Source organism: Bradyrhizobium sp. dw_411 (assembly GCF_018449695.1).
Taxonomy (GTDB): domain Bacteria; phylum Pseudomonadota; class Alphaproteobacteria; order Rhizobiales; family Xanthobacteraceae; genus Bradyrhizobium.
In genome coordinates this window covers 275,378-291,651 of record NZ_JAAVUY010000007.1, presented here as the reverse complement: position 1 = coordinate 291,651, position 16,274 = coordinate 275,378, and the positions used below count along the sequence as shown (strand labels likewise).

Sequence of the window (16,274 nt, the reverse complement as noted above, 5' to 3'; positions counted from 1 at the left end):
GGAATCTCGAGATTCCGGGTTCGATGCTTTGCATCGCCCCGGAATGACAGAAGTTATTCCGAGGGAACCCCCACCATGAAAGACGTCTTCGTCAAACTTGGAACAGACTTCCTTTCCACCATCGTGTTCATTGCGCTGTACTTGATCACGGGCAATGTCGTGCTGGCGACCGTCGTTGCGATCGCGGGTGCGGTGGTTCAGTTAATCCATGCCCGCATCAAGGGCTTGCAGCTCGGCTTCATGACCTATGCCAGCCTGGCGCTGGTGATCGTGCTCGGCAGTGCGACGCTATTGACGGACGATCCGCGCTTCGTGCTGGCCAAACCTTCGATCGCGCATTTCGCGATCGGCGCGATCATGCTCAAGCGTGGCTGGATGCTGCGCTACGTGCCGCCGATCGTGGCGCAGACCATTCCGGAATACGTCACCTTCGCCGGCTATGCCTGGGCCGCACTGATGATCGCGCTTGGCGCCGGCACCATCGCGGTGGCGGCGACCGGCGACATGAAGCTGTGGGCAATCTATGTGTCGGTGGTCGCGATCGGCGCCAAGGTCGCGGCCTTCGCCGTGCAATATGTCGCGTTTCGCCTTCTCGTCACCAGCAGGCTTCGCGCCGCCCGTGCCTGAAATTAAAAGGCTCCACGGCGCTCCATTGGGCTTGGCGCGAAGATGCGCTATACCGCCGCGGAGGGTTAAAGCCCGATCCCAGAACCATTCCGGTTTTGCGGCTGATAATGCGAGGAGATGCCAATGGCCGTGGACGGGAACTGGAATATCGTCATGAGCACCCCGATGGGCGACCGCGACACGACGCTGAGCCTGAAGAATGCCGGCGGCACGCTGACGGGCACGCAAGCTGCCGAAGGCAATACCGTCGAGATCTTCGACGGCAAGGCCAATGGCGACGACGTCTCGTGGAAGGTTTCCATCACCAGCCCGATGCCGCTGACGCTCGACTTCACCGGCAAGGTTTCCGGCGACAGCATCTCCGGCGAAATGGGCATCGGCCCGATGGGCAGTTTTCCGTTCAAGGGAACGCGGGCGTAGTTCTCTCGCGGGCATAGCTCTCTCAACGGGTCGTCCCGGCGAACGCCGGGACGACGAGTCCCCCCTCACCCCAGATTCAATTCCTTGAAGAAGTCATTGCCCTTGTCGTCGATGATGATGGATGATGGCCGGAAAGTCCACGACCTCGCCGGCTATCTCGGGAGTACCGCCACGATGATCGGCAATCCGCGGCGCGGCAATGCGATGAGTCGCTGCAGCAGTTGTATTTGTCCCTGCTCGTATTTGGTTTCCCAATCGCCGCAAAAGTCGCGCGTAAAACCCGCGACTGATACGGACTGACACGCAACTGAACCACCATCGAGATTCAGCGCCAGTGTCAAATCAAGTGGCGCGGTACCGAGAAACAATGCCAGTCGATCCAGCGAGAAAAAAGCTTCCTTGGTGGTGCCGAGGATGATGCGGCCCCCGGAATCGTTGCCGATGAAAGTTCGGTTCGCGAGCCAACGGCGATCCGCTGTAACGCGCGAGGCGCCGGACCCAACCAGCAACGGGTATGATACCATCCCGAACCTCGCCGTCCGGAACAGATCGCGCCAATCCTGCTGCTGCAAGTCACGAACACCCACGAAATGCTCGGACACGATGAATGCTCCGTGTGCAGCCCGATAATCAGCCGGACCGAGTTCAACACCGTCGCTCAGCAGGGGCGTCTGTGGGTGTTGCTGCGCGTGAAATAGCTGCCGTTCGTCACGACGACCGCATGCAACTCACTCATCCACGCGGAAGCGTTGGAATGACCGGCTGGCGCATTCCGGATCTCGAACCGGTATTTTCCGGGATCGACACGCACGAGCAGAACGCGATCCACTTCATGTCCGTCAGCAAGGACGGGCATTTCGGCCGTCTCAAGGCCATCCGCGCGCTGAGCCCATTGGAATTCGCCCGCGATGGCCTCTGGAATGTGATCACGTAACGCGACCTGCATTGATGGAGAGAGACGCGAGTCGTGCGGCTCGACTGCAACCCAAATCGACATGCCGCGCCGGGCGACAACGTTACGCAGATAGGGATGGAGAACCACGAAACCGACACAGGCAGCGACCGCTGCAACCATTATCAGAATGAGCAAGACTGTCCGGCGCGGCATCCCCCTCACCCCAGATTCAATTCCTTGAAAAAATCGTTGCCCTTGTCGTCGATGATGATGAAGGCCGGGAAATCCACGACCTCGATGCGCCAGATCGCTTCCATGCCGAGTTCGGGATATTCCACCACCTCGACCTTCTTGATGCAGTGTTCGGCGAGATTGGCCGCCGCGCCGCCGATCGAGCCCAGATAGAATCCGCCGTGCTTCTTGCAGGCCTCGCGTACCGCGACGGCACGATTGCCCTTGGCGACCATCACCATCGATCCGCCCGCCGCCTGGAACTGGTCGACAAAGGAATCCATCCGGCCGGCGGTGGTCGGGCCGAACGCGCCGGAAGCGTAGCCGTCCGGCGTCTTGGCCGGACCCGCGTAATAGATCGGATGGTTCTTGAAATAATCCGGCAGCGGTTCGCCCTTTTCCAGCCGCTCGCGCAATTTTGCGTGCGCCGAGTCGCGCGCCACGATCATGGTGCCGGTCAGCGACAGCCGCGTCTTGATCGGGTTCTTCGCCAACGTGGCCAAAATCTCTTTCATCGGCTGATTGAGATCGATTTTCACGACATCGCCGCCGAGCGCCTGCTCCACCGCGGGCAGATATTGCGCGGGATTATGCTCGAGCTCTTCGAGATAGACGCCGTCCTTGGTGATCTTGCCCAGCACCTGACGGTCCGCCGAACAGGACACGCCGAGACCGATCGGCAAGGAAGCACCGTGGCGCGGCAGCCGGATCACGCGAACGTCGTGGCAGAAATACTTGCCGCCGAACTGCGCGCCGACGCCGAGCGACTGCGTCATCTTGAGGATTTCCTGCTCCATCTCGAGATCGCGGAACGCATTGCCGTCGGCCGACCCATGAGTCGGCAGCGCATCGAGATAACGCGCGGAGGCGAGTTTTACCGTCTTCATGCAGAGTTCAGCGGAAGTACCGCCGATCACGATCGCCAGATGGTACGGCGGGCATGCCGCGGTACCCAGGGTCAGCACCTTTTCCTTCAGAAACGCCAGCAGCCGCTCTTTGGTCAGCACCGAAGGCGTGGCCTGAAAGAGGAAACTCTTGTTGGCGGACCCGCCGCCCTTGGCCATGAACATGAACTTGTAGGCGTCATCGCCTTCGGCATAGATCTCGCACTGCGCCGGCATGTTGTTGGCGGTGTTTTTCTCCTCATACATCGACAGCGGCGCCACCTGCGAATAGCGCAGGTTACGGCGCAAATACGCATCGCGCGCGCCCTCGCTCAAGGCGGCCTCGTCATCGCCATCGGTGATGACGCGAAAGCCTTTTTTGCCCATGATGATCGCGGTGCCGGTGTCCTGGCACATCGGCAGCACGCCGCCAGCGGCGATATTGGCGTTCTTGAGGAAGTCAAAAGCGACGAACTTGTCGTTGTCGCTGGCTTCCTTGTCATCGAGGATGCTGCGAAGCTGCTTCAGATGCCCCGGCCGCAGATAATGGTTGATATCACCGAACGCGGCTTCGGACAGCGCCCGCAGCGCCTCGCGCGATACCACCAGCATGTCCTTGCCCAGCACCTTCTCGACCCGCACGCCCTCGCTGGTGATCTTCTTGTACGGCGTGGTGTCGGCACCGAGCGGAAACAGCGGCGTGTGCTTGTAGGGCGGGACGGGCTTGGGATCGGGAAAAGCAGTGGGGGCGTTCATGGCGGGCTCGCAGGTTGGGGGCCGGAAGCGTCGGCTTTGGGACGCATCGGCGATACCACCGTTCTAAGCACTTTTGGGACAAAAGGTAAGGTTCCGCGGTCGCGGCAGCCCCGCACAGGGCGGCCTCCGCGCTGTCGAAATGTCTTCTCGTCTTATCGTCCGCAACGAAACTAGATCGCGGCACCTGTAGCCGCCGCCGGGGGCTCAGCCACGACTTCTGGAGCCGGGGGCGCCGCGGGCGGCGGCGCCAGAGCCGCAAGCTGTGCTTGGAGAGCCGCAAGCTCCGTCTGAAGAGCTGCAATCCTCGCCGCTAGAGCCGCACGCTGTGCCGCTGCATTTGGGAGCCGCGTCACCCACAGCGTTGGCGGCGGACGAGAGACCACCCAGAAATCGATGAAAAGGCAGACACCGTAGATGAAGGTGAGCACTCGCGTCTTGTCAAAGTCACTCCAGTTTACGGCGTAGTAGTACAGGCTCGCCGTCACAGCGAGTTGACACCCGTCGATCACCGTCCAGCGTGCGGCGACCGCCCGATCTCCGGGCCGCCCGATGAGAGCGATCAGGCTCCAGACCAGTCCAACCCCGATGAAAACAGACGAATTCCAAAGAAACTTGTCCAGGTCAGACGAGTAGATGATGACCACCGCCAGCAGACCAAAAGCGACCAGGAACGAGATGTCGACGAACAGCCACCACATTGACCTGGACTTCGGCTCCTTGGTTTCAACAAGAACCCCGTTTTCGATTTTCGTGGTGACCTTGGCCACATAGGTCGCATTGAGATGAACGGCGCTGCCAACGATATAACGCAGCAACAGCGCGATGACGGAAGCCGAGATCAAGACCCGGGCAAATATGGAAAAGTCCAGGAAGCCAACTGGAATATTGTCGCCGAACAAAAAATCCTTGATGTAGAAGGATAGCGTCACACCGGTGAACACGCCGAACAGCGCCAGAGATTTCTCGACAAGCTGCTTGAAGTCGGGTGTGGCATTGCGGTCATAAAACCAATACGCCCCGTTTCTAGGATCCATGTCTGCCTCCATGGTATGGCTTCAGAAATCTCTTTATAATTGAATATTAAAATTCATCAATCTTAGGATGGGTTGAATTGGCGGCGCCGGTGAAGTTTCCGTGCGCGGTATTTTTCGCTTGGGATCGCCGACCTCCCACTCTTGCGCCAATCCTTCGCAGACGCTTCAATGGCGCAAAGGGGCATTCACGATGACATTGATACCGGAATTTCGCCGACCAATCACTTGCGTCGCATTGGCGCTACTTGCCGCAATCGCACTTACCGTATCCGGCGCCTCGCCGGCGCGCGCCGACCGTTGTGACGATCTTGCGGCGCAGCTCGCCAGCCAGATCGACGGTCTCAAGGTCGGCATCACCGCCGCCAAAGTCATCTATCTGTCGCATCCGCAGACCAGGGAGATGTCGCTTGGCTGTACCAGCCGCAAATTCTCCAACGAATTGTACGCCAAGAGCACCAGCCGCAAGCCGAAGCCGGAATTCATCGACCTCGCCGCCGGCGCCGCCGCCATCATCTTCACGCTGCCAAAGGACGAAATGGTAAAAGGCGTTTCACGCTGCCTGTCGCGAATGGGCCTTTTCCGCGGCGACGATGTCTCGATACGTTACCGCCGCCTCGACATGAATTGCCAGCGCACAAAGACCGACGCATCGATCGCCATTTCGCGCAGCCCGGATCAGTAACGACATCAGGCGCAATCGCTACAATTTTAGCTGACGCATTGAGCGGCCCGTCACCACGTGACGGGATTGGCCTGGATATATCGTGATTTACAGTCTGGATTCATAAAGCTTTCGCTCCCGCCTCGTCACAGTCGGACGCATTAGCCTCAGGGAATCCCTCTATGAACATTTCGAGCATTTCCGCGCCGACACCTGTCAACCTGCCCGACCCCAGCGCGTCCAAACCGCCGGCCGTGCAACCCGACGACAATTCAAACGACGTCAGCGCGGCCCAGCCGCAGGCTCAGGCTCCCCTGCCGCCCGGACAGGGAACGCGGGTCAACCAGCTCGCCTGAAGACTGCGGGCTCGCAAAATCCCGCCGCAAGTTTGCCGAAAATGGCTATTCTGTTGATGAATAGCCATTTGCGGAGCCCGTCATGCCCGACAGCAAGACCTACACCGGCGGCTGCCATTGCGGCATGGTGCGCTTCGAATGCACCACCGACATGGCAATGGTGACCGCCTGCAACTGTTCGATCTGCACCAAGAAGGGTCTGCATTTCACATTCCTGCCGCCGAAGAGTTTTCAGCTACGCGCCGGCGACGACAATTTGCGGGAATATCTCTTCAACAAGCACGCGATCAAGCACCAGATCTGCAACGACTGCGGCGTCGCGGTGTTCGCGCGCGGCAGCAAGCCCGACGGCACCGAGGTGATCGCGCTCAACGTCAGTTGCATCGACGGTATTGAACTGGCGAAACTGGCGATGACGCCGATCGACGGGCGGAACAGGTAAAATTTCCGACCCGCAACAACGCGGCGTGATCTTCGTCGTCATTGCGAGCGAAGCGAAGCAATCCATCGTATCACGAAAAGAAAGAATGGATTGCTTCGTCGCTTCGCTCCTCGCAAAGACGCTTGTGGCTGCCACGCGCCCCGGAATGAAGAAAGTCACAAATCCAGCGCCTTGTAGTGGCGGAAGATGCCGTCCTCGTTGAAAGCGATGCGCCGGGGGCTGGCGAGATAGGCTTTGATATTCGGCCGCGCTGCGATGCGATCATGCAGATCGACCAGCCCGGGAATGCCGCGCTCATAGGCTTTCATGCGCCTGGGAAAAGCGTAGCGCAGCCCCTCCACGATCTGGAACAGCGACAAATCCACATAAGTCAGCCGGCGTCCCGTGACATAGGCACCGCCATGGCTCTCCAGCAACTGCTCGAAATACCCCAGATATTTCGGCACGCGTTCGTTCCAGAATTCGTCGGTGCGCTTTTTCGCAGGCGCCTTCTGATCCTCGTAATACAGCGACGGTCCGAGCGGATGATGGGTGTCGTGAACTTCCAGCACCAAATCCGCCACCGTGAGTTGGAGTTGGTGCACCCATAACCGCCCGGCTTCCGGCTTTGGCGCGAGACCATGGCGCGCGCCCAGATAGAGCAGGATGTTGGCGGTCTGTCCGATCACGAGCTTGCCCGCTTTGAGAAACGGTGGGGCGAATGGCGGGGTACCCTTGTCCGCCTCCATCATCTTCATCATTGCGGGCATGCCCCGCGCGCTCCGCGCGACATCGGCGTAATCGGCCCCGACCTCTTCCAGCGCAAGGCGGACATATTCGCCGCGGCCCTGAATGCTCGGCCAGTAATAGAGTTCATAGCGCATGGATCGTCCTTCACCTGTTTTACATTTCCAACCATTGATGGAGACAATGGTTCGAGTAGCACCAATGCTTCGCCGTCGCCTCGGATTCCTGCAGAGATTCGTCACGGATGGCCACACGCGTTTGTCTTCGACAAGATCAAGTCCGGTCGGCCTTTCGTCAAGCGACTGCCGCGCCGATCATCCCACAGAGAATAACAACTGCACCAGGACCAACGGCCTCATCGCTCTTTCCATCACCGGCCCCGTTCACGGCCACAACCACCGCGTGAGTCTGCGGATCGGACTGATCGGTTCAAAAGCGGGTACGGAAAATTTTCAGGAGTCGTTTTGAAAAACCAAATTCCGGCGCGAACTGAAAATGATAGGCTGGCAACGCGGGACGCCGACCCGAACGCGGGACGCTAACCCGGAAGTGATATCAACCCGAATAGGAGAGCCTATGCGCAAACTTGCATTTATCGTATTGGCAACCGCAGCCATTCTTTTGGTGAACTCGATCGGCTGGACCGCCAACGCCGCCACATCCACCGGCGCCGCGATCCCGGGCGCCGCGCGAAACTTCTCGCCGATCAAGGAAACCGCGTGCCGGGGTTACGGTCGCTGGTGCGGACCGGGCTATGTCAGGGCCTGTGGCCCCTATCGCTGCTGGTGCCGGCCCTGCTGGTAAGGCTCTCCATGCAGGATTGCCGATAAACGAAGGCCGCCTGTTGCAGGCGGCCTTCTCTGTTACAGGCCGAATATTCTCAGTTCGCCGCGAAGCAATACAGCAGACCGTCGCCGCCGGTGCTCTTGAGATCGGCCTGCGAGCATCCGCCATCCGGCCCGCGCGAAGGATGCGAACTGTTCCAGGATTTCGACGCATCGTCGTCGCGCAACCCGATGCGATCGGAATGACCGAGCATCGCAGAACCCTGCGTGCTGCTCGTCCAGTTCTTGCAGGTGCGATCTTCGCCGGCGGCGAAAGCCGTGCCGTCGGCCTGCGATCCCGTCAGCACGTCATGGCGGTTCGGCGTATCGCCGCGGCCGTTGATGACATCGCCCTTCTCGCTCAGCGCCGTCTGCTTGGTCAGATTGTTGGCGGCGTGGAGTTCGGCGACGTCCTTGGCGACCACGACGCCCTTTGAATTCTGCCACGGTCCCTTGCCGATGCGATCGCGCGCATTCACCGCGGGCTTGCCGTCGGCGGCTTGCGTCGAGAGATAAGCGCGCCAGGTTTTGGTGCCGGCTCCCGCGGCTTGCGCCAGCGTCTGGCAATAATTGTCGGCTCCGGCCAGACCGCCGAGATTGGCGCCGTTGCCGATGCCGTTACTGGTGATGAAGAAAGTCGTGTCGGCCGACTGCGCTTGCGCCGGCTGTGCCGCGGTCAAACAGGCGGCGAGGCAAAAACATACAGGCGAGATCATCTTGGTGAATGCAGACATCGATTCCTCCAGATTTTTTGCAGGTTGTTTTTTGCAGGTTGTTTTTACGAGTAGTTTTTCAAATTCGCTTTCCGGCCCTCATTGACGGCCCGGCCAAGTCTGACATCAACCCGGCCCGGCCGACATTATTCCGCTTTCGCAACGCCGCAATGAAGTGCCCGAAAACGAAAAGGCGCCGCGGAACCAACCGCAGCGCCTTGTATCGTCATCGTATCGCAAAAGATCAGGTCTGCTGGATCGCCGACAGTTCCCAGCCGGCGCCGCGCTCCCGCAGGAAGGTCCACACTTCCGTCACCTCGGTGGGCTGGTCGCTGCCCTTCACCAACCGGCCGGTGGCGCGATCGACTGTTTTGTCGATCAGCGAGTACCGCAATGCCACGCTGGCGAAATCGGTGTCGCCTTCGCGCCAGGCTTCGGCCAGATCGCCCTGCAAGAGCTTGACGTTGGTGACCGTGTTGATGAGGTTCTGGGCCTTATGATCAGCGATATCCCGCGTGACATACGACACCATTTCGGGGGTCGCGAGCGTATGCAGCTTGGCGATATCCTCGTTCGACCACGCGGTCTGAAGCTCGCCGAGCAACCGCTCGAAGGCTTCATAGTCGCTGGGGCCGATTTCGATCGGCGCACTGCCCGATCCCAAGCCGAAACCCGATCCGGTGCGGAAGTTTGATTGTCCGCCCATTCCGCCCGCGGGGGCACCGGCATAAGCGGTCTCGTGACGGCGCTGCCACCACGACATCGCCAGCCGAACCACGATGACGATCAGGCCGATCTGCAGGATCAGGCCGAAGATCGACGACAATCCGCCTAATCCACCGAACATTCCGCCACCGAACAACATGCCAAGCAGGCCGGCGCCAAGGAAGCCCGCGGCGAGACCGCCGAACAGGCCCATGCCGGGCCGGTTGAAGAAGCCGCCGCCGGCAGGTGCGCCCAGGCCCGGGCTACCCGGCTGGGTGATGGTGCGGTTGAATGGCTGCGCGGCGCTCGGTGCGGTCGAGGTGCTCGGCGGCGCGGAAAACGTTCGCGAGCCCCGGGAACCCGAGCTGACGCCGCCGCCGATGCGGGCATCGGCCGATGATGAGACGGCCAACATCGCGGGTAACGCCAGCGACAGGATGATGGCCATCGCCTGAACGATGCCGCGGGCGCGTTGCGTTAGTTTCATGTCAATTTCCTCAAATCCCCGTGCGGGGGGAAACGCCCCTAACATGGGCCGTATCGACTGAAAGTGAAGCCATGATCGGGGATATCGGCTGCGGCGCTCGGTCGCGGGGATGCGGCAAGGACGCTCATTGTATTGCTGTATTGCGCCCGTCACCGCAAGGGTCGATCAAGGCGGCCATCACGATGGCGCCATGGTTTCCTTCACTGCGGCGACCAGTTGGCTCAGCGTGAAAGGTTTCGGCAGGAAGGCGAATTGCTGGTTCTCCGGCAGGCTCTTTTCGAACGCGTCTTCGGCATAACCCGACACGAAGATGATTTTAAGATCGGGATTGCGGCCGCGCATGTTCTTGAGCAGCGTCGGGCCGTCCATTTCCGGCATCACCACGTCGGACACCACAAGATCGACCGCGCCGTTCTTTTCTTCCAGCGCTTCCATCGCCTCGAGCCCGTTCGCCGCCTCGATGACGCTGTAGCCGCGTGAGCGAAGACCGCGCGCATTGAGCGAGCGCAGGCCGTCCTCGTCCTCGACCAGCAGGATGGTGCCCTGCCCGGTCAAATCGGTGCGCGGTTTCACCTCCGCCGGCGGCGGCTCTTTGGCGACGCCATTCGTGGCCGCGCCATTAGCAGCGGCGATGTCAGGTGCAGCTTCCTTCTCGGCGTGATGCCGCGGCAGGAAGATATGAAACGAAGTGCCCTTGCCGGCTTCGGAGTCGACATAGACGAAACCGCCGGTCTGCTTGACGATGCCGTACACCGTCGACAGGCCGAGACCCGTCCCCTTGCCGACTTCCTTGGTCGAGAAGAACGGCTCGAAGATCTTGTCGACGATCTCGGCGGGAATCCCGGTGCCGGTGTCGGCGACATCGATCCGCACATAATCCGCCGCCGGCATTCCCTTGTAGGACAGCCCGGCGGCTTCTTCCGACGATACATTGCCGGTCCGCACCGTCAGCTTGCCGCCCTCGGGCATCGCATCGCGGGCGTTGACGGCCAGATTGACGATCACCTGTTCGAACTGCGAGACGTCGACCTTGACCGGCCAGAGATCGCGGCCATGCACGAGGTCGAGCTTGACCTTCTCGCCGATCAACCGGCGCAACAACATGGTGAGGTCGGACAATGCGTCGCCGAGATCGAGCACCTGCGGCCGCAGCGTCTGGCGGCGCGAGAATGCCAGGAGCTGTCGCACCAGCGTCGCGGCGCGGGTCGCGTTCTGCTTGATCTGCATGATGTCCTGGAACGACGGATCGGTCGGCTTGTGCGCGTTCAGCAGGAAATCATTCGCCATCATGATGGCGGAGAGCACGTTGTTGAAGTCATGGGCGATGCCGCCGGCGAGCTGGCCGACCATGTCCATCTTCTGCGACTGGTTGATCTGGTTCTCGAGCGTTCGCCGCTCGGTGGTCTCCAGCATGTAGACGATGGCGGCTTCGGTCTCGCGTTCGTCTTCCTCGACGGTGGTGACGAAGAACTGCCCCCAGCGCTCCTTGGGTCCGTCAAGCATGGCCTCGACCGGCGGGATATCGCCCTGCCCTTCGGCCGCCTGGTTGATCGCCGCGATCAGGAGGCTGCGGTCGCGCGCATTGACGGTGCGGAAGATCGATTTGCTGGCGGCGCCATCGGCCGTGAGGCCTTGCGCCAGTTTGGCGAAGCGCGCATTGGCGCGGACCACCGCACCGCCGCGATCGACGGTCGCGATCGCCATCGGGGTATGGTCGAAGAAGCGCATGAAGCGTACTTCGGCGGCGCGCTGCGGATCGGCCCGCTCGTCCCGCGCCCGGCTGATCACCAGCGTGCGCGATGCGCCAGGCACGCCGTCGGCGCCGAAGGCGAGCTTGTGATAGAGCCGCACCGGCACGGTCTTGCCGCCGCGCATTCGCAGGTCGATGTCGAATACTTCGGTCTTGACCTCGCCCGGCACCGGCGGAATCGACGTCAGCAGCGATGCGCCGTCGCCGGACACGATATCGGCCAGCTTCAGGCCGCCCGAACCGATTTCCGCCAGATCATGGTCCAGCCAGTTCGCCAGCGTCGCATTGATATAGACGATGTCACCGGCGGCATTGACCGAGAAGAAGCCGCATGGCGCGTGATCGAGATATTCGATCGCGTGCTGCAACTCCTGGAACACGTCTTCCTGCCGCTCGCGGTCGCGGGTGATGTCGGCAATCGACCACACCGCGTATCTGGCCTCGCGCTTGCTTTGGCCGAGCGGCCGTACCCGCATCCGCAGCCAGCGGCCGTGATTGCCGTCCTGACCGGCAATGCGGACTTCTTCCTGCTGCCGCTTGCCTTCGCGCGCCGCCTTGAGCAGCCGAAACACCGCCTCGGAGACATCGGGATTGCCGATGAAGACCCGTTCCACCGGGCGCACGTCGAGCGCGGTCGTCGCCCCCGTAAGCGCCAGATAGGCGGCGTTGAAATAGACCACATGGCCGCCGGGATCGGTGACCGCGAGGCCATCATAAGCCAGATCGGCGATGCGACGGATGACAGGATCGTCGGTGGAGCGATCGGCGAAGCGGATGATCCCTGCCGCATAGGCGAACAGATTGAACAGCCCGACCGTCGCCAGCAGTGCCAGCAGGCCGAGGATATAAGGCTGGGCCTGCGCCCGGCCGATGGTCATCAGCGCCACCGCGGCCGCGACGATCCCGCCCGCCACCAGCAACACCAGCACGATGCTGCCGCTGCGCCGCGCCGGCTCATGGGCGGGCAGCGGTTCCGGTAACAGATCGTGGTCAGGTTCGGCGGTCATGCCAGGGGACGTGGCCTGTCGGCTTGAAGGTGATGCGTGCTTCGCACGCGCTGGATTTGTCGTGTGTTTCGCACGCTCTGCTCCTGAGTGCCTGAATCGGACCCGCCAATGCAAGTCCATCACGCTGTTATTTCGCTGGTTGCGCGCATTTCCGGCGCCTTAAGCCCGACCGTTCCCTGGCTAATGATTGCTTGCATCACGCCCGCCGGCCCGAAAACCCGCGCTTGAGACCCATCACGTAGCCGATGATTTCGGCGACCGCATGATAGTGCTCTACCGGAATCTCCTGGTCGATCTCCACGGTGGCGTACAGCGCGCGCGCCAGCGGCACGTTCTCGACAATGGGAATGTCGTGCTCGCCCGCGATCTCCCTGATCTTCAACGCGATCCGATCGACGCCCTTGGCCACGCAGATCGGCGCCGCCATGCCGCGCTGATAGGACAACGCGACCGAATAGTGCGTCGGGTTGGTGATGATCACGGAGGCCTTGGGAACAGCGGCCATCATGCGCTTCTTCATCCGCGCATGCCGCAATTGCCGGATCCGGCCCTTGATGTGCGGGTCGCCTTCGGACTGCTTGAATTCTTCCTTCATCTCCTGCAGCGACATCTTCTGCCGGTTGTACCACTGCCGGTACTGGAAGAAATAATCCGCGATCGCGACCACCGCGAGCATCGCCACCACGGCGCCCATCAGATGCAGCGTCAGGCCGGTGATCACGCCGAAAATCATGTTCGGATCGAAATGCAGCATCGACTCCAGCCGAAGCCGTTCCGGCCACAGGATCATCGTCATCACGGCGCCCAGCGCGAACAGCTTGAACAGGCCCTTGCCGAAGTTCGCCGCCGCCTGCTTGCCGAAGATCCGCTTGGCGCCGGACGCCGGCGAGATCTTGCTGAATGAGGGCTTGAGGGATTCGCCCGACCACACCAGACGGTGCTGCAGCATATTGCCGGCGATCGCCGCCAGCGCCAGCAACAACAGCGGCACGCCGAGCGCCCCCAACAGTATATAGGCGAGGGTCTTTGCCAGTTCGAGCAGGCTGTTTCCGTCGGCGTGGATCATCCACGAATTGGCGATCAGATTGCGCAGCGGCATCTGGATGCTGCCGATCGAACCGGAGAACGACGACAATATCAGCGTCGCGCCGGCGATCATGAACCAGGTATTGACCTCCTGGCTTTTGGCGACATCGCCGCGTTCGAGGGCATCATCCAGACGTTTTTGTGTGGGGTCCTCTGTGCGTTCTGCGCCTTCGTCTTCTTCCGCCATCGCTTGGGGGCTTTCAGTTGAGCGGTATCAGGTCGTGCATGACGCTGACGAAATAATCGAGGAATGTTCCCATCATCGCGGCGAGCACGGCTGCAAAGATCAGAAAGCCGGTGAGAATCGAAAGCGGCACGCCGACGAAATAGACCTGCATCTGCGGCATCAGCCGCGCCAGCACGCCAAGGCCGATATTGAAGACGAGGCCGAACACCAGAAACGGCGCCGACAATTGCATGCCGATCTTGAACGCCGCGGCAAAGGCGCGGGTGGCGAGTTCGGCGACGTCCCCGCTCGGCACCAGATCGCCCGGCGAGAAAATCGTGTAGCTGTCGTTGAGCGCGGCAATGATCAGATGGTGGCTGTCGGTGGCAAACAGCAGCGTCACGCCGAGCATCGTGAGGAAGTTTCCGATCACCACGCCCTGCTGGCCCTGGGTCGGATCGACCGCGGTGACAAATCCAAGCCCGAGCTGCTGGGCGATCACCGATCCCGCGACCTGCAGCGCCGACATCGCGACCTGCGCGGTGGCGCCGAGCACGACGCCGATGATGATCTCATGCAGCATCGAAACCACCAGCGGCGTCATCGAACTCATGTCGATGGTGTAGGCGGTACGGTGCAGCGGCAGGATGATCAACGTCAGCAGCACCGCGATCGCGATCTTGATGCGAACCGGAATATTGGACTGACCCAGCGCCGGCAACACCATCACCATGGCAGCGACGCGGGCGAACACCAGCATGAAAGCGGCGGCGAGCGCAGGCAGCAGTGAGATATCGATGCGCATGATCGACGCATAGTGCCTCAACCGCCTATGATTCGCGACGATATCCGCATCATGTGGCTGTGCAGCGCATCCGCCATGAACGGCAGCGCCAGCAATAATGTCACAAAGATCGCCAGGATCTTCGGCACGAACACCAGCGTCTGTTCCTGGATCTGGGTGAGCGCCTGGAACAGCGACACCACGACGCCGACCACCAGGCCGACGACCATCAGCGGTGACGACACCACCACGATGGTCCAGATCGCATCGCGCGCCACGTCGAGAGTTTCAGCACCGGTCATTACATGTGTTCCATTTTGTCAACTTGTCATTCCGGGGCGATGCGAAGCATCGAACTATGATGTGCAATTGCACATCTGAGAATCTCGAGATTCTCCAGGTCTGGTCCTTCGGCCCATCCCGGAATGACGGCGGTTGAAAAACTCAGATCGCCATCTTCATGATGTCTTCGTAGGACTGGATGACCTTGTCGCGCACCGACACCAGCGTCGAGACGGCGACGTCGGTTTCCGCCACCGCGGTCACGACGTCCATCACATTGGCCTTGCCCGATGCCATCGCGACGGTCTGCTGGTCGGATTTGCGCCCGGTGTCGAGCACGCTGCCGATCGCGTCCTTGAGCACCGCGCTGAAGGATTGCCCGCCGCCGACTTCGGCGCCCTTGCCGGTGGCGGCGCCGTTGCTGTCCATGATGCGGGAGAGTGCGGCGTAGGCGTTTGCAGCGACTGACGGAGAAGCCATGACTCAGTTTTCCTGTTCAGCTCTTGAGAATGTCGAGCGTGCGTTGGATCATCCGGCGCGTCGCGCTGATGATGTTGAGATTCGCCTCGTAAGACCGCTGCGCTTCGCGCATGTCGGTCATTTCGATCAGCGGATTGACGTTGGGATATTTGACGTTGCCGGAGGCGTCCGCGGCCGGGTTGCTCGGCTCGTATTTGACGTTGAACGCGGTCTGGTCGGGTCTTATTTTGCCCAGCGTGACGACCTGGGCATCCAGCGTGCGGTCGAGCGCGGAAGAAAACGTCGGCACCTTGCGGCGGTAGGGATCGCCGCCGGCGGTTGCCGCGGTGGAACTCGAATTGGCGATGTTTTCGGAGATCACCCGCATCCGTCCGGACTGCGCGCGCAGACCCGAGGTCGCGATGCCCATCGAGCGGGCGAAATCGTTTGCGTCGGTTGCCATGCTGCCGCTCCCTTATCTCTTTGCAGTTTCCTTGGCGGTCCGGATCATGCGTCAGGCCTTGCCGATCGCGGTCTTCAGCAGGTGAAGACTCTTGCTGTAGAGCGAGCTCACCGCCGCGTAGTCCATCTGGTTGGCCGAGACCTTGAGCATCTCGTCTTCCAGGTTGACGGCATTGCCGGCGGGCCTGGTCTCGAAACCGACCCTGTTGTTCTGATCGAAGGTCGGATCGGCCCCGGCCATCACCATATGACCGGTACTGGTGCGCGCCATCGCCAGCGGCCCGATCGATCCCGTGGGACTGGCGCCGGTGACATCGAATTTCGGTGCGACCAGGTCGCGCGGCTTGAAATTCGGCGTATCGGAGTTGGAAACGTTTTCCGCGAGTACCCGCTGGCGCTCCTGATGCCACTGCATCTTGGTGCGCAGCGCCGCCAGCATCGGAAGATCGTTGATAGCCATCGCGCCGCTCTCCCCTCGCCTGACGGCACGACGCCGCAGGAGGTGGGCAGAATTTGC

19 protein-coding genes and 1 pseudogene are annotated in these 16,274 nt (G+C 61.2%); 7 read left to right on the top strand and 13 right to left on the bottom strand.

Annotation, left to right across the window (positions count from 1 at the left end):
- Positions 1-75 precede the first annotated feature (75 nt).
- Positions 76-627 carry a septation protein IspZ gene (locus tag HB676_RS14725; protein WP_213738530.1) on the top strand — a complete coding sequence of 184 codons (552 nt, stop codon included), beginning with the start codon at positions 76-78 and terminating at the stop codon, positions 625-627.
- 123 nt (positions 628-750) lie between these two features.
- The gene (locus HB676_RS14720) at positions 751-1,047 is read left to right on the top strand and encodes a hypothetical protein (protein ID WP_213738529.1); all 297 of its coding nucleotides are present in this window, start codon (positions 751-753) and stop codon (positions 1,045-1,047) included.
- Between the two features lie 152 nt (positions 1,048-1,199).
- Here HB676_RS14720 and HB676_RS14715 read toward each other — a convergent pair.
- Positions 1,200-1,730 (bottom strand): annotated as a pseudogene (locus HB676_RS14715) (phosphodiester glycosidase family protein); the annotation flags it as partial.
- 71 nt (positions 1,731-1,801) lie between these two features.
- On the opposite strand from HB676_RS14715, the gene HB676_RS14710 reads away from it, so the two are divergent.
- Positions 1,802-1,981, top strand: coding sequence for a hypothetical protein (locus tag HB676_RS14710; protein ID WP_213738528.1), 180 nt, complete (start codon positions 1,802-1,804; stop codon positions 1,979-1,981).
- 179 nt (positions 1,982-2,160) lie between these two features.
- Here the strand turns inward: HB676_RS14710 and HB676_RS14705 are convergent, their stop codons facing one another.
- Entirely contained in the window at positions 2,161-3,813 is a 1,653-nt protein-coding gene (locus HB676_RS14705) for a fumarate hydratase (protein WP_213738527.1), read from the bottom strand.
- Between the two features lie 170 nt (positions 3,814-3,983).
- A complete protein-coding gene (locus HB676_RS14700) occupies positions 3,984-4,847 on the bottom strand; it encodes a hypothetical protein (protein ID WP_213738526.1) in 864 nt (287 codons plus the stop codon).
- A 190-nt stretch (positions 4,848-5,037) separates the two neighbouring features.
- Between HB676_RS14700 and HB676_RS14695 the strand changes: the two genes are divergently transcribed.
- From HB676_RS14695 to HB676_RS14685, 3 genes are all read left to right on the top strand, one after another.
- Entirely contained in the window at positions 5,038-5,529 is a 492-nt protein-coding gene (locus HB676_RS14695) for a hypothetical protein (RefSeq protein WP_249780244.1), read from the top strand.
- Between the two features lie 161 nt (positions 5,530-5,690).
- A complete protein-coding gene (locus HB676_RS14690) occupies positions 5,691-5,864 on the top strand; it encodes a hypothetical protein (protein ID WP_213738525.1) in 174 nt (57 codons plus the stop codon).
- 82 nt (positions 5,865-5,946) lie between these two features.
- The gene (locus HB676_RS14685) at positions 5,947-6,306 is read left to right on the top strand and encodes a GFA family protein (RefSeq protein ID WP_213738524.1); all 360 of its coding nucleotides are present in this window, start codon (positions 5,947-5,949) and stop codon (positions 6,304-6,306) included.
- 155 nt (positions 6,307-6,461) lie between these two features.
- Here HB676_RS14685 and HB676_RS14680 read toward each other — a convergent pair whose 3' ends face one another.
- Positions 6,462-7,169, bottom strand: a complete 708-nt coding sequence (locus HB676_RS14680) for a glutathione S-transferase (RefSeq protein ID WP_213738523.1) — start codon at positions 7,167-7,169, stop codon at positions 6,462-6,464.
- A 439-nt stretch (positions 7,170-7,608) separates the two neighbouring features.
- Between HB676_RS14680 and HB676_RS14675 the strand changes: the two genes are divergently transcribed.
- Entirely contained in the window at positions 7,609-7,836 is a 228-nt protein-coding gene (locus HB676_RS14675) for a hypothetical protein (RefSeq protein WP_213738522.1), read from the top strand.
- A gap of 76 nt (positions 7,837-7,912) precedes the next feature.
- Here HB676_RS14675 and HB676_RS14670 read toward each other — a convergent pair whose 3' ends face one another.
- The 9 genes from HB676_RS14670 to flgB form a co-directional block, all read right to left on the bottom strand.
- A complete protein-coding gene (locus HB676_RS14670; RefSeq protein WP_213738605.1) occupies positions 7,913-8,572 on the bottom strand; it encodes a lectin in 660 nt (219 codons plus the stop codon).
- A gap of 241 nt (positions 8,573-8,813) precedes the next feature.
- Positions 8,814-9,761: a Tim44 domain-containing protein gene (locus HB676_RS14665; RefSeq protein ID WP_213738521.1), complete on the bottom strand. Its 948-nt coding sequence runs from the start codon at positions 9,759-9,761 to the stop codon at positions 8,814-8,816.
- A gap of 177 nt (positions 9,762-9,938) precedes the next feature.
- Positions 9,939-12,518, bottom strand: a complete 2,580-nt coding sequence (locus HB676_RS14660; protein ID WP_213738520.1) for a PAS domain-containing protein — start codon at positions 12,516-12,518, stop codon at positions 9,939-9,941.
- Positions 12,519-12,714: 196 nt separating this feature from the next.
- Positions 12,715-13,791: a flagellar biosynthesis protein FlhB gene (gene flhB, locus HB676_RS14655; protein WP_213738519.1), complete on the bottom strand. Its 1,077-nt coding sequence runs from the start codon at positions 13,789-13,791 to the stop codon at positions 12,715-12,717.
- A gap of 13 nt (positions 13,792-13,804) precedes the next feature.
- Positions 13,805-14,575 carry a flagellar biosynthetic protein FliR gene (fliR, locus tag HB676_RS14650; RefSeq protein WP_213738518.1) on the bottom strand — a complete coding sequence of 257 codons (771 nt, stop codon included), beginning with the start codon at positions 14,573-14,575 and terminating at the stop codon, positions 13,805-13,807.
- Positions 14,576-14,592: 17 nt separating this feature from the next.
- Positions 14,593-14,856: a flagellar biosynthesis protein FliQ gene (fliQ, locus tag HB676_RS14645; RefSeq protein WP_079571707.1), complete on the bottom strand. Its 264-nt coding sequence runs from the start codon at positions 14,854-14,856 to the stop codon at positions 14,593-14,595.
- A 142-nt stretch (positions 14,857-14,998) separates the two neighbouring features.
- The gene (gene fliE, locus HB676_RS14640; protein ID WP_213738517.1) at positions 14,999-15,316 is read right to left on the bottom strand and encodes a flagellar hook-basal body complex protein FliE; all 318 of its coding nucleotides are present in this window, start codon (positions 15,314-15,316) and stop codon (positions 14,999-15,001) included.
- A 16-nt stretch (positions 15,317-15,332) separates the two neighbouring features.
- The gene (gene flgC / locus HB676_RS14635; RefSeq protein ID WP_213738516.1) at positions 15,333-15,758 is read right to left on the bottom strand and encodes a flagellar basal body rod protein FlgC; all 426 of its coding nucleotides are present in this window, start codon (positions 15,756-15,758) and stop codon (positions 15,333-15,335) included.
- A 51-nt stretch (positions 15,759-15,809) separates the two neighbouring features.
- Entirely contained in the window at positions 15,810-16,217 is a 408-nt protein-coding gene (gene flgB / locus HB676_RS14630) for a flagellar basal body rod protein FlgB (protein WP_213738515.1), read from the bottom strand.
- Between the last annotated feature and the right edge of the window lie 57 nt (positions 16,218-16,274).